The 12,929-nt window shown below is 61.8% G+C and carries 9 protein-coding genes; 7 read left to right on the plus strand and 2 right to left on the minus strand.

Annotation, left to right across the window (positions count from 1 at the left end; all coding sequences use genetic code 11):
* The first annotated feature begins 15 nt into the window (after positions 1-15).
* Genes prsT through GJA_RS12285 form a run of 3 tightly spaced genes read left to right on the plus strand, consistent with a single transcriptional unit; the run spans position 16 to position 5,944 of the window.
* A complete protein-coding gene (gene prsT, locus GJA_RS12275; RefSeq protein WP_038492586.1) occupies positions 16-2,766 on the plus strand; it encodes an XrtA/PEP-CTERM system TPR-repeat protein PrsT in 2,751 nt (916 codons plus the stop codon).
* Positions 2,767-2,771: 5 nt separating this feature from the next.
* Positions 2,772-5,195 (plus strand): hypothetical protein, encoded by a 2,424-nt coding sequence (locus tag GJA_RS12280; RefSeq protein WP_169803237.1) that lies wholly within the window; start codon positions 2,772-2,774, stop codon positions 5,193-5,195.
* A complete protein-coding gene (locus GJA_RS12285) occupies positions 5,192-5,944 on the plus strand; it encodes a S1 family peptidase (protein ID WP_038492591.1) in 753 nt (250 codons plus the stop codon). The genes GJA_RS12280 and GJA_RS12285 overlap by 4 nt, the downstream gene beginning before the upstream one ends.
* A gap of 29 nt (positions 5,945-5,973) precedes the next feature.
* Here GJA_RS12285 and GJA_RS12290 read toward each other — a convergent pair whose 3' ends face one another.
* Positions 5,974-6,720, minus strand: coding sequence for an N-acyl amino acid synthase FeeM domain-containing protein (locus tag GJA_RS12290; RefSeq protein WP_038492594.1), 747 nt, complete (start codon positions 6,718-6,720; stop codon positions 5,974-5,976).
* A gap of 253 nt (positions 6,721-6,973) precedes the next feature.
* Entirely contained in the window at positions 6,974-7,597 is a 624-nt protein-coding gene (locus GJA_RS12295; protein WP_038492597.1) for an XrtA/PEP-CTERM system exopolysaccharide export protein, read from the minus strand.
* 189 nt (positions 7,598-7,786) lie between these two features.
* Between GJA_RS12295 and GJA_RS12305 the strand changes: the two genes are divergently transcribed.
* The 4 genes from GJA_RS12305 to wecB are packed head-to-tail and all read left to right on the plus strand — an operon-like array spanning position 7,787 to position 12,927.
* A complete protein-coding gene (locus GJA_RS12305; RefSeq protein ID WP_038492603.1) occupies positions 7,787-9,316 on the plus strand; it encodes an XrtA system polysaccharide chain length determinant in 1,530 nt (509 codons plus the stop codon).
* 42 nt (positions 9,317-9,358) lie between these two features.
* Positions 9,359-10,219: an XrtA-associated tyrosine autokinase gene (locus tag GJA_RS12310; protein WP_242404526.1), complete on the plus strand. Its 861-nt coding sequence runs from the start codon at positions 9,359-9,361 to the stop codon at positions 10,217-10,219.
* A complete protein-coding gene (locus tag GJA_RS12315; protein ID WP_081905374.1) occupies positions 10,203-11,765 on the plus strand; it encodes a TIGR03016 family PEP-CTERM system-associated outer membrane protein in 1,563 nt (520 codons plus the stop codon). The genes GJA_RS12310 and GJA_RS12315 overlap by 17 nt, the downstream gene beginning before the upstream one ends.
* Before the next feature lie 16 nt (positions 11,766-11,781).
* The gene (wecB, locus tag GJA_RS12320) at positions 11,782-12,927 is read left to right on the plus strand and encodes a non-hydrolyzing UDP-N-acetylglucosamine 2-epimerase (RefSeq protein WP_038492619.1); all 1,146 of its coding nucleotides are present in this window, start codon (positions 11,782-11,784) and stop codon (positions 12,925-12,927) included.
* Positions 12,928-12,929: the final 2 nt, after the last annotated feature.

Below are 12,929 nucleotides of genomic sequence, written 5' to 3' on the forward strand. Positions count from 1 at the left end.
CTCATTCTTTCCGGTATGCCGCGCCTGAGCCGCGCCCTGTGCGCCTTGCTGATCTTGTCCGGACTGGCCGCCTGTCATGGCCGGCCAGGCACCGACGAGCTGCTGGCGGAAGCGCAGGCCTACCGCCAGCAAGGCGAAACCAAGGCCGCGGTGATCCAGTTGAAGAACGCCTTGCAAAACGCACCCGACAACACCCGCGCCCGACTGTTGCTGGGCCAGGTGTATATCGACGCCGGCGATCCGCTGTCGGCCGAAAAGGAATTGCGCAAGGCATTGTCGCTGGGTGAAAAATCCGAACTGGTGTGGCCATCGCTGGGCCAGGCAATGCTGATGATGGGGCAATTCGACAAACTGTTGCTGGAACTGGCCGACGATACGCGGCAGCCGGCATTGCGGCTGTTGCGCGCCAATGCCTATCTGGGGCTGGGCAAGATCGAACCGGCGCGCCAACTGTATGCACAGGTATTGCAAGCCCAACCCGACATGGTGCCGGCCCTGCTGGGCATGGCGCGCATTGCCGTCGCGACACAACAATTGGACCAGGCGATATCGCTGATACAGCAAGCGCTGAAAAAAGATCCGGCCGACACCGACAGTTTACGGCTGAAAGGCGATGTGCTGCGCATCCAGGGCAAGAACGACGCGGCGCTACTGGTCTATCAGCACATCTTGCAATTACATCCGGATAACACCCTGGCCCGTATCGATATTGCCAGCCTGCATATCCAGGCCGGACACTTCAACGATGCCAGGGCTGAAATCGGCATAGCCCGCAAGACCGCGCCGACCAGCCTGGCCGTGATGCACGCGCAAGCGCTGCTGGACTTCCGCGAAGGCAAGAACAAGGCCGCGCTGGAAGGCTTGCAGCAAATTCTCAGGGTGGCGCCGGATCATATGCCCAGCATCTTGCTGGCCGGCTCGGTGCAACTGGCGCTGGGCGCCCAACAGCAAGCCGAGCAATATCTGCACCGTTTCCTGGACGCCAATCCCGGCCATCCGTACGCGATCAAGATGCTGGCGTCGATCGCGATGGCGCGCGGCCAGACCGATAGCGCGCTCGACATGGTCATGCCCTTGCTACAAAGCAATCCGGATGACGTCGAACTACTGTCGATTGCCGGCGAAGCCAATATGCGCGCGCGGCGCTTTACCCAGGCCGCCGGCTACTTTGAAAAAGCCAGCGCACTGGCGCCGGACACCGCCGCGCTGCACACCGCGCTGGGCGTGACCCGGCTCGGCCTGGGCGAGAATGCGCGCGCGCTGGTCGAACTGGAGCGCGCCACCCAGCTCGACACGGGCGAGTCGCGGGCCGGCATCATGCTGGTGATGACCTTGCTGCGCAATCACGACAACGACAAGGCGCTGGCTGCCGTGAACAGCATGCAACAGCGGCAGCCGAATAATCCGCTGGTGCTGAATTTAAAGGGCGGCGTGTATCTGTCGATGAAAAATGTAGTGGCGGCGCGCGCCAGTTTTGAACAAGCGCTGCGTGCCGATCCGGCGTATATGCCGGCGCTGGAAAACCTGTCGCAACTCGATATTTCAGAGAAAAAGCCGCAACAGGCGCAAAAACGGCTCGAAGCGGCGTTGTCCAAGCAGCCGAAAAGTGCCGACTTGACGATGGCGCTGGCACGGCTGGCCAGTTTGCAAGGCAACAAGGCCGACACGCTGCGCTGGCTGGAACGGGCCAGCAAGGATCATCCGGACGCCTTGCCGCCGGCCATCATGCTCAGCAATTTCTACCTGCAAAACGGCGACACGCAAAAAGCCCTGACGCTGGCGCAGAACCTGCAATCGAGCAATCCATCGAATCCGCAAACGCTGGCCTTGCGCGCCCAGGTCGAATATGGCGCAGGCAATGTCCAGGCGGCGCTGGACAGCTACTACAAACTGGCCCAGCTGCAACCGCATCTGGCATCGCTGCAAATGCGCATCGCCGGCTTGCAAATCAGCATGAACGATATCGATGGCGCCTTGCAATCGGTAAAAAGGGCATTGACGCTGGAGCCGAATTTGCTGGAAGCACAAGTAATGCAAGTAGCCTTGTTGCTGGACAAGGGCAAACCTGCCGAAGCGCTGGTGCTGGCCAGGCGCTTGCAACAGCAGCAACCCTTGCTGGCGGCCGGCTTCAAACTGGAAGGCGACGTGCTGATGGCGCAAAAGCAGCCGCTGCCGGCGCTGGCCATGTACGACAAAGCCTTTAGCCTGAGCAAGATCGGACCGCTGCAAATACAAATCCACCGCGCCCTGCTGCAGGCCGGCAAGCCGCAAGACGCCGCAAGACGCATCGATGCGTGGCTGGCCGCCAATCCGGCCGATTTGAGCACCCGTTTGTATCTGGCCGGCAGCAGGCTGGCGCGCAAGGAATACAAACCGGCGATTGAACAATATGAAAAAATCGTCGCGCAGGACGGCAGGCACATCATTGCCTTGAACGACCTGGCCTGGGCTTACCAGCAAGACCAGGATGGGCGCGCGCTGGCCACCGCCGAACGGGCCCACCATCTTGCGCCGGACAATCCGGTAGTGCTCGATACGCTGGGCTGGATACTGGTCACGCAGGGCGATGCAAAACGCGCCCTGCCCTTGCTGCAAAGAGCGGCCAAGGCCGCGCCGGGTTCGGCCGACACTCAATATCACCTGGGTGTGGCCTGGATGAAAAGCGGCGATAAAAAAGCGGCCCGCAAACAATTGGAACGGGCGATCGCCACCAGCCAGGAGTTTGCCCACCGCGCCGAAGCGCAAGCATTGCTGACGCAGCTTTGACACCCATGGCCCGGCCCGGCACGTTTGCCAGTGCGACAACAATGCCGGGCCTGGCTTGTAGCGCGGCGCTCGGCGCAGTCTTTTTGTATGCGCTACATTTTTATCCGCTGGAGCACAGCTGGCTGCTGCCGATATTGCTGCTGTATATAGCGCTGCTGTGCTGGCGCCCGGATGGCTGGCTGTTCGCCTTGCCGGCCACGCTGCCGATGCTGGACCTGGCGCCGTGGACCGGCTGGTTCTTTTTCGAAGAAATCGACTTGCTGCTGCTGGTGACGGCGGCCTTTGCTTATTGGCGGCTGGCGACGCGTTCGCCACTATCGCCGCCGGGCCGCCTGCCGCGCGGAGCGGCCATCGGCATCGGCTTGCTGACGCTGGCTTACCTGGCCGGCACGGCCAAGGGCTTGCTGCCGTTGCCGGCGCTGGACGCGAATGCCTTCAACAATTACCTGAGTTCCTACAATAGCTTGCGTATCGCCAAAGCATGGCTGTGGGCCTTGATTTTATTGCCGCCGCTGTTAAACCATCCGGCGCGGCAGATATTTATTCCCGGCATGCTGACCGGCCTGGGCCTGGTGGCGCTGGCGACCTTGTGGGAACGCACGGTGTTTCCCGGCTTGAGCAATTTATCCAGCGATTACCGCACCACGGCGCCGTTTTCCGGCATGCATACCGGTGGCGCCGCACTGGATGGATATCTGGCGCTGAGCTTGCCCTTGCTGCTGATCTGGCTGCTGGTCCGGCCAGCGCGCTGGCGAAACGGCGCCGCGCTGGCCTTGCTGGTGCTGGGCGTCCATGCCGCGCTGACCACGTTTTCACGCGGCCTGTACGCGGGCTTGGCCGCGTCCGCGCTGCTGATCGCCTTTTTCCAGCTGGCGCTGCGCTTGCGCCTGCCTGGACTGCGCCGCACGCGGCTGGTCGCGGGCGCAGGGTTCGCCTTGCTGGTGTGGTGGGCGCTGCAGCACATGTTCGCGACCAGCGGCTATCGAGGTTTGCTTGCCGCCATCATGTTACTGGCTGCCGCTTGCTTGCTGGCCGGCATGGACTTGCCGCGCCGGCTGCTGCCCGCATCGGTCCTGTCCGGAAGCGCCGCGCTTGTCTTGCCGGGACTGCTAATGGCCAGCCTGCCCCACGCGGGCAGCGGCTGGCTGAAACCGCCCTACCTGCTGTTTATCGTGTCCACCCTGCTATTGGCCGCCGTCATCGGCCGCGCCTGGCTGCTGAAAGCGCCATGGCCGCGCGGCGCCGCCGCTGTCGCGCTGATGGCGTTTTCAGGCATGGCGTGCTGCACTGTCTGGATCGCCTGGCACCGGGCCGGCGCCGGCGCGCTGTGGCCGGCCTTGCTGGCGGTGGCGCTGGCGCTGCTGTTACTCAGCATTAAATCCGCCGGCGGCGCGCCATGGTGGACCATCCGCCGCGGCGCCGTTACCGGCCTGGCCGCCGGCATGATGCTGTTGATGCTGGTGATACCGATCTCGGCCAGTTATTACGCCACTGAACGGTTTTCCAGCAGCGCCGGCGATTTGCGCGGCCGCCTGCGGCACTGGTCGCAAGTGCTGGCCATGATGGACGATGGCTGGCCGACGGCGCTGACGGGCATGGGACTGGGCACCTTCCCGGCGACCTATTTCTGGCGCAACCAGCAACACGACTTGCCGGGCCGGCTGCAATACGTGGATCAGCCAGGCAACCGCTACCTGCGGCTGGACGCGCCCGGCTACAGCCATGGCTACGGTGAATTGCTGCGCCTGCTGCAACATGTATCGCTGCAGCCGCATACGCCCTATCTGCTGGCGCTCGACGTGCGGCGCACCGGCTTGATGCCGGTGCTGCAAATCAGGCTGTGCCAGCGCCTGCTGCTGTATCCGCAAAATTGCGTGGATGCGCCGCTGCGCCTGCTGCCGCCGGACGGCCACTGGCACCGCTATCAAATGACACTCGACAGCGCCGTGCTGGGCAGCGGTTCCTGGTGGCGGCGCGCGCCGGTGCAACTGGAAGTGGCGGCGGCCGGCGGGCCGGATGGCGGCAGTATCGATATCGATAATCTGAGCTTGCTCGATACATCGGGGCAGCATCAACTGATTAGCAATGGCAACTTTTCGCACGCCAATGATTACTGGTTTTTCAGCAGCGACCACCATCATTTGCCGTGGCATGCGAAAAATTTCGCGCTGAACCTGTATTTCGAGATGGGCTGGCCGGGCTTGCTGGCCATGACTGTGCTGCTGGCCGCAACCATGCGCCATCTGATCCGGCTAGCGCGCCAGCGCTGCACCGAAGCAATCGCCTGCCTCGCCGCGCTGGGCGGCTTCCTGGTGGTCGGTCTGTTCGACAGCCTGCTCGACGTGCCGCGCATCGGCCTGCTGTTCTTTTTACTCCTGCTGTATTCGCTGCTGTTGCCGCCGTCCAAGCTGAAAGAAAATCCGCCATGAAAACCGTGCTGAGCTGTGCAATAATGCTGTGCCTGCTTTCCACCGGCCGCGCCGAACCGCTGGCGCAGGTGGTCAACGCGATCAAGCCATCGATCGTCGGCATCGGCAGTTATCAAAAAACGCGCAGCCCTGCGATTACCTTCATCGGCACCGGTTTTGTCGTCGGCGACGGCTTGAGCGTGGTAACGGCGGCGCATGTGATCCAGTCGCTGCTGACCGCTGGCAGCCAGGAAACCATCGGCATCCTGACCGGGCGTGGCGACAACGCGCAGTTCCGCCCCGGCGCGGTGGTGGCGCTGGACCAGGAGCACGACCTGGCGCAAGTGCGCCTGACAGGCAGCGCCCTGCCCGCCTTGAAACTGGGCGACTCGGCCAGCGTGGCAGAGGGGCAGGCGATGGCGTTCACAGGATTTCCGTTAGGAATGATTCTCGGCTTGCACCATGTCACGCACCGTGCCACCGTATCGGCCATCACGCCGGTCATCATGCCATCGCTGAGCGCACAAAAACTGGACGCCAAACGGCTCGGTCAATTGCAAAAACCACTGTACAACGTGTTCCAGCTCGATGGCACGGCGTATCCCGGCAGCAGCGGCAGTCCGCTGTACGATCCGGAAACCGGCTTGGTCTACGGCGTGGTCAATATGGTGTATGTCAAAGGGTACAAGGAAGCGGCGCTTACCGCGCCCAGCGGCATCGCTTATGCGATCCCGGGAAACTATATCCGCAACCTGCTGCTGAAACAATAGGCGTTGGCGAAGAAGATATTGAATTAATATCAACTTCGCCCCTGCTTCAGCCGTTCGGTAATACCCGGCTCATCCCATGTAGGAAAAAAATACGGATAAAACGACCGCTCCCCTCCGTGCTGCTCCATCATGCCGCCGTATTTACGAATTTGCTCGCCCATGTAAGCCAGGTCCAGGTGCAGCAGCACGGCCGGCGCACCGACCCGGGTGCAGGGCCGTTCGCCGCCAAAATCCTTGAATCCCAGCATGCGCTTGTAAAACACCACATGGCGCGGATTCACTTCGATCACGTAATCGGTAAAACCGTGGATATTATGCGCGTAGATATACGAGATATGGATCAGCGCGGCGAATACCCGCTTGGTGACGCCCTTGTCGATCGCCAGGCGCGACGGTTCGCACAGGCGGCGGCCTTTTTCGCGCAATTCGTCAAGCTTGTCGCGGAAATTTTCATCGGCCGGCAAGCCGCTTTCCATATCGTCGAGGCACAAGGTCATGGTGCCGACCGTGGTGCCGTCGGTTTCGGCAAACAGGGTGATTTTATTCAAGGCGTGGCTGGCCGACGGATTGACCGAATAACCGCGCCAGCCATACATTTTCTTGATCAGGAGGCTGGCCGCTTCGCGCCGGCCGCGGGAGTTGGCCATGCGAATATGAAAACGCTGCTGGTCGATGGGATGGTCTAGCGCCGGGTCCAGTGCCCCTTCGCCAACGACAAGGTCGTTGAGTCCGGTCGGCGTGTCGAAAGAAATGATAGGTTGGTCATCTTGGCTCATCTTTTCCTCACAGTTTTGTTGACAGACCGCCTATAAAAGACGAGCTGAACGCAATGCCCTGTGACAATAGAAAAGACGGCTAAGTTCCCCTGATGCTGAAAATTTTGCAGGGGTCCAGCCGTATTTATAGTCTATCGACAAGTAAAAATTTTGAAGTTATCCTGTTTTATAAAACAAAGAACGCTGTTCGACGCCATACGCCGATTTTAAGAAAAAACGATTTTTTTGCTGAACAGCTCGGCAATTTGCTGACTTAAAAGAAACTTTCCGGTATTAATAAAACATCGCCGGGCCGCATCGCCACATTCGCCGAAATGTCGCCATCCTTCAATAAATCGTTCAGGCGCACCCGCATCTTTTGTTGCTTGCCATCTCTGATGCGGATGATGCTGGCCTTGTTGCCGGCGGCAAAATCGGTGATGCCGCCGACCGCGATCAGCACATCCATCAGCGACATGCCGAGCCGGTAAGGCAGCGCCTGCGGCTTGGCCGCCGCGCCGATGACGCGGATTTGCTGCGCATACGGTCCCGAGAAATTGGTGACGATCACCGTCACCACCGGTTGCTGGATGAATTTGCCCAGCGCCTGTTCGATATCGCGCGCCAGTTCGGTCGAGGTCTTGCCGCTGGCCGGCAAATCCTCGACCAGCGGCGTGGTGATCTTGCCGTCCGGCCGCACCGCGACCGTCAGCGACACTTCCGGATTGCGCCAGACGATGATATTGACCGAGTCGCCCGGTCCGATCAGGTAATCGCCGGTCGGGCTGGCGTCTTCCGCGAACGTTACGGAATCGCGTGTGGCGCAGCCGCCCAGCCACCCGGCCGGCAGCGATAGCGCCAATACTTTTCGTGCGAACACGCGCCTGCTCAGGTTCATCTGATGCCTCTTGTCGAAAGTGTGCCTGCCCTATGATTCATAAGAAGCCTGCCGGCATCTTTGACCTGAATCAACAACTTCCCACTTACAAGAAAGTGCAAGCACAGCCGCCCTATAATTCGCAGCATCAGGCCGATTATCAACCTCATCCCACACGCCGCGGTACCAAGAGAGACTGGGAGATCGAGCATGGAAGAATTGATCGAGCAATTGCTTTCCAGTCTCAAGGGGATTTGGAAGTACCGCTGGCACGCGGTGCTGGTGGCGTGGCTGGTGGCGATAGCCGGCTGGAGCAAGGTGATCAGCATGCCGGACGATTATCAAACCTCGGCGCGGGTTTTCGTCGATACCCAAAGCATCTTGAAACCATTGCTGGCCGGCATGACCAGCGTCCCCAACGTCGAACAGCAAGTGTCGATCATGAGCCGCACGCTGCTGAGCCGGCCGAACGTGGAACGGGTGATGCGCATGGTCGACCTGGACCTGGACGCCAGGACGGCGCGCGACCACGAACAGCAGCTCGATGAATTACTGAGCAAAATTAAGATCGGCGGCACCAATTCCTACGATATTTACACCATCACGTATAACAACAAAAACCCGAAACTGGTGCGCGACGTGGTGCAATCGCTGCTGACGATTTTTGTCGAAGGCAGTTTTAAAGGCAAAAAAGGCGATTCCGATAAAGCCGTGCAATTCATCGACGAACAAATCAAGAATTACGAAGATAAATTGAATGCCGCCGAAAACCTGGTCAAGGAATTCAAGATCAAGAACAATTTGCTGTTGCCGCGCCAGGGCATCGATTACGGCAGCCAGTTATGGATGTCGTCCGACAGCTTGAATAATGCGCGCCTCGAACTGGTCGAGGCGGAACAGGCGCGCAATGCGATCAATAGCCAGATTGCCGGCGATGAACCGGTGCTGGACCTCGATACCGCCCCCGCCGCGATCGACAACCCGGAAATCGACGGCCGGATTTCGGCGCTGAATAAAAACCTCGATGCGCTGCGCATGCAATATACCGAATTGCATCCAGACATTATTTCCACCAAGCGCCTGGTAGCCCAGCTGGAACAACGCAAGATCGAGGAAAGCAAGCTGAAAACGGCGAACAACGATCCCGGCAAGAATTACAGTCCGATGCTGCAACAGCTCAAGGTCGCGCTGGCCGAGGCCGACGCCAAGGTGGCGTCGATCAAGGCCCGGGTGCAAGAGTATGCGGCGCGTTATGAGCGGCTGACGGCGCAAAGCAATGCCGTGCCGGAAGTGGAATCGCAATTGTCGCAACTGAACCGCGACTACCAGATCAACAAGGAAAACTATGAAAAGCTGATCGGCCGGCGCGAAGCGGCCAAACTGTCCGGCGACCTGAGCAGTACCACCGAAATGATGACTTTCAAGATCATCGACCCGCCCACCGTGCCGTTCACGCCGGTCGGGCCGAACCGGCCCTTGCTGCTGAGCGCGGTGCTGGCCGGCGCGGTGCTGGCCGGCGCCGCCGCCGCGCTGCTGATCAGTCAAATCCGCCCGACCTTCCTGAGTCCGTCCGAATTGCGCGAAGTCACCGGCATGGCGGTGCTGGGCACGGTGGCGATGAACTGGACCGCCGCCCAGCGCATCAAGCGCCGCCACAGCCTGTACGGTTTCGGCCTGTGCCTGGGCGGGCTGTTCGTCATCTACGGCGGCGTGCTGACGGTCGCGCTGGTCCGGATTTAAGCCGTCACAACAGCGCCGCGCGCGCAAGGTGGAGAGCATATCGTGAGCGACAAGCAGATCCCCGATGGCACAAGCGGACCGGACAGCGCCGGCTTGCAGGTGGCCGAGGCGCCGGTCCATTATTACAGCGCCACTCCCGGCCCCGACGCCGGCGCCGCCGATGCTGTTCCGGACGCCACGGTCTCGCCCCGTTACCGCGAGCTGAACCTGGACCGGCTGCACCAGCTCGGCATGGTGACCCACGATGGCGGGCGCACCTCGGTGGCCGAGGATTTCCGCATCATCAAGCGGCCATTGCTGCGTTATGCGCGCGAAGCGGCGGCCACCACCAAGCATGGCAACCTGATCATCGTCACCAGCGCCCTGCCCGGCGAAGGCAAGACGTATTGTGCGGTGAACCTGGCGATGAGCATCGCGATGGAAATGGATATCACGGTCTTGCTGGTCGATGCGGACGTGGCCCGGCCTTCGGTCCTGAAGGTGCTGGGCCTGGGCGCGGAGCCGGGCTTGATGGATATCTTGCTCAACGATCAGCTGGAAATGTCGGAAGTGATCTTGAAGACCAATATCCCGACGCTGAGCATCTTGCCGGCCGGACGCAGCAACAAGCACGCCACGGAAAGGCTGGCCAGCCGCACCATGAGCCGCCTGCTCGATGAAATTTCCAGCCGCTACGCCGACCGCATCGTCATTTTCGATTCGCCGCCGCTGCTGATCACCACCGAGGCAAATGTGCTGGCGGCGCAAATGGGCCAGGTGGTGATGGTGGTCGAGGCCGAGACCACCACCCAGCACGCGGTGCGCGAAGCGCTGCGCCAGATCGACGGCTGTCCGCATATCAACCTGATCTACAACAAGACCAAGGCGTTTTCGGGCGGCGATTATTATGGCTATTACGACTAGCCGCCGATTGCGCCGCTGGTTGACCATGCGCCATCCGGCCGCCGGCCTGTGCACTTTGCTGGTCATGACGAGCATGGCGCCGGCGCGGACCAGCGCCGCCGACTGGACTGTCAATCCCGCGCTCAGGCTGCGCGAAAGTTATAGCGACAATATCTTGCTGGCGGCGCCCGGGCAAACCAGGTCCGACCTGATCACTGAAATCGCGCCGTCGATCGCGCTGATCGGCAGCGGTCCGCGCTTGCGCATCCACCTCGACTACACGCTGCAAAAACTGTTTTACCGGCACCAGGCCGACACCACCAATCATCAACTGGCGGCCGACGCCGCCGCCGAATTGCTGGAGGACTGGCTGTTCGCCGACGCCCGCGCGCATATCGCCCAGCACAATATTTCCGCATTCGGCGGACAAACGGTCGACAATTTGCCGCAGGGCGACAATAGCACCACGGTGCGCACGCTGACCCTCAGTCCCTACCTGCGCCACCGCCTGCGCGGCCTGGCCACGGCCGAATTGCGCTACACGCACGACCAGCTGAAAAGCGGCAACGATTTATTGTCGGTGCGCAGCGATGCGCTATTGTTCCAGCTCGATGGCGATACCGATCCGCGCAGCCTGGGCTGGAATGCGCGCTACGACCGGAAACGCACCGAGGATGGGCTGCTGGCGCCGGTCGACATGAGAAAAACCACCTTGTCGCTGCGTTATCCGCTGAGTAGCAAGCTGAACCTGTTCGGCAGCGGCGGCCATGAGGACGAGGGCTATGCGGCCAACGCCGGCGCCGCGTCGCAGGGCCGCTTCTGGTCGCTGGGCGCCGGCTGGTATCCCTCCGCGCGCAGCAGCCTGGTGGCCAGCACCGGCAAGCGTTTTTTCGGCAATACCTACACGCTCGACGCCAGCCACCGCAGCCGCTACACCAGCTGGGCGCTGAGCTACAGCGAAGACATCACCAGTTCGCCGGCGCAATTTTCGCGGCTGTCGCCGAGCCAGACCGCCAGCATGCTGGACCAGTTGTGGAGCGGCCTGCTGCCCGATGCGCTGCAACGCCGGCAGCGCATCATCGCCTTCCTGCGCTATTCGCAAGCGCTGGGGCCGGATGCCGGCGCGGTCAATTATTTCAGTCATCGTTATTTCCTGCAAAAACAATTCAAGCTGTCGATGCTGCGCGCCACAGGCAGAAGCACGTTTGTGCTGGCCTTCAATGCGACCGACCGCAACGCCCAGACCAGCAGCGGCATCGACAGCGCGCTGTTGCCGCCATCGGAACTGGCACTGCAAGACCGGACCCGCCAGACCGGCATCAATAGCGGCTGGAGCTGGCGCATGTCGCCGCGCAACAACGTCAATGCCAGTGCCGGCTACGGCACCATCGCCTCGGCCAGCAACGGCCGCAAGGACGCCAACCTGGCATTGAACGTCGGACTGAGCCGGACGCTGCAGCCGAAAGTCACCGCCGCCGTCGATCTGCGCCACTTGCGCCACACCAGCAACCGCGGCGGCGACTACCGTGAAAACGGCGTCAGCGCCACCCTCACCATCTTGTTTTAACTTAAGGAGTGACAGCATGCCGACCCGCCCTTCCGCACACATCGTCTGCGTGGTCGCCGCGCGCCCCAACCTGATGAAGATGGCGCCGATCCTGGCCGCGCTGCGGCGCCTGGTCCCGGCGCCGGCCATCACGCTGGTGCATACCGGCCAGCATTATGATAGCGCGATGAACCAGCGCCAATTCGCGGCGCTGGGCCTGGAAGCACCGGACCTGAACCTGGAAGTCGGGTCCGCCAGCCATGCCGTGCAAACCGCCGACGTGATGAAGCGCTTTGAAACCGTGCTCGAAAGCAGGAGACCGACGGCGGTGCTGGTGGTCGGCGACGTCAATTCGACGCTGGCCTGCGCGCTGGTGGCGGCCAAGATGGCGATCCCGGTGATTCACGTCGAGGCCGGCCTGCGCAGTTTCGACCGCGCCATGCCGGAAGAAATCAACCGCATCCTGACCGATCAATTGTCCGACCTGCTGTTCACCAGCGAAGCGGGAGCGCAGGAAAACCTGTTGCGCGAGGGCATACGGCAAGACGCCATCCATTTTGCCGGCAATGTGATGATCGATACGCTGCACCAGCAATTACCGTGCGCTGTCGCGCCGGAGCAGTCGCTGCGCAGGCATGGCCTGTCGCTGGAGAGTTGCGCGGCGGCGCCCGGCTACGCGGTGCTGACGCTGCACCGGCCGTCGAATGTCGACGATGCCGAACGGCTGGCTGGACTGCTGCATGCGGTGGCCAGCCTGAGCCGGAGCCTGCCGGTGCTGTTCCCGGTCCATCCGCGCACCGGCGCGGCGCTGGACCAGCCGGGCTTGCGCGACTTGCTGCGGCAACCCGGCATCGTGCCGCTGCCGCCGCTCGATTACCTGGAAATGCTTGGTTTGATGCAACACGCAACGCTGGTCCTGACCGATTCCGGCGGCATCCAGGAAGAAACCACGGCGCTCGGCGTACCGTGCCTGACGCTGCGCGCCAATACCGAACGGCCGGTCACCGTCAGCCAGGGCACGAATACCGTGGCCGGCCACGATCCGGCCGTGATCCTGGCACTGTGCGACGACATCCTGGTCAACGGCGGCAAGCGCGGCAAGGTTCCACCGCTATGGGACGGCCACGCCGCCGACCGCATCGCCGCCACCATCGCCGCCTGGTTGCGCGGACGGGGAGCATGACC

The organism is Janthinobacterium agaricidamnosum NBRC 102515 = DSM 9628 (genome assembly GCF_000723165.1).
Classification (GTDB): domain Bacteria; phylum Pseudomonadota; class Gammaproteobacteria; order Burkholderiales; family Burkholderiaceae_D; genus Janthinobacterium; species Janthinobacterium agaricidamnosum.

Coding starts and splice junctions, on each gene's coding strand:
- prsT (WP_038492586.1), top strand. CDS start 16: ATGCCGCGCCTGAGCCGCGCCCTGTGCGCCTTGCTGATCTTGTCCGGA.
- GJA_RS12280 (WP_169803237.1), top strand. CDS start 2,772: ATGGCCCGGCCCGGCACGTTTGCCAGTGCGACAACAATGCCGGGCCTG.
- GJA_RS12285 (WP_038492591.1), top strand. CDS start 5,192: ATGAAAACCGTGCTGAGCTGTGCAATAATGCTGTGCCTGCTTTCCACC.
- GJA_RS12290 (WP_038492594.1), bottom strand. CDS start 6,720: ATGAGCCAAGATGACCAACCTATCATTTCTTTCGACACGCCGACCGGA.
- GJA_RS12295 (WP_038492597.1), bottom strand. CDS start 7,597: ATGAACCTGAGCAGGCGCGTGTTCGCACGAAAAGTATTGGCGCTATCG.
- GJA_RS12305 (WP_038492603.1), top strand. CDS start 7,787: ATGGAAGAATTGATCGAGCAATTGCTTTCCAGTCTCAAGGGGATTTGG.
- GJA_RS12315 (WP_081905374.1), top strand. CDS start 10,203: ATGGCTATTACGACTAGCCGCCGATTGCGCCGCTGGTTGACCATGCGC.
- wecB (WP_038492619.1), top strand. CDS start 11,782: ATGCCGACCCGCCCTTCCGCACACATCGTCTGCGTGGTCGCCGCGCGC.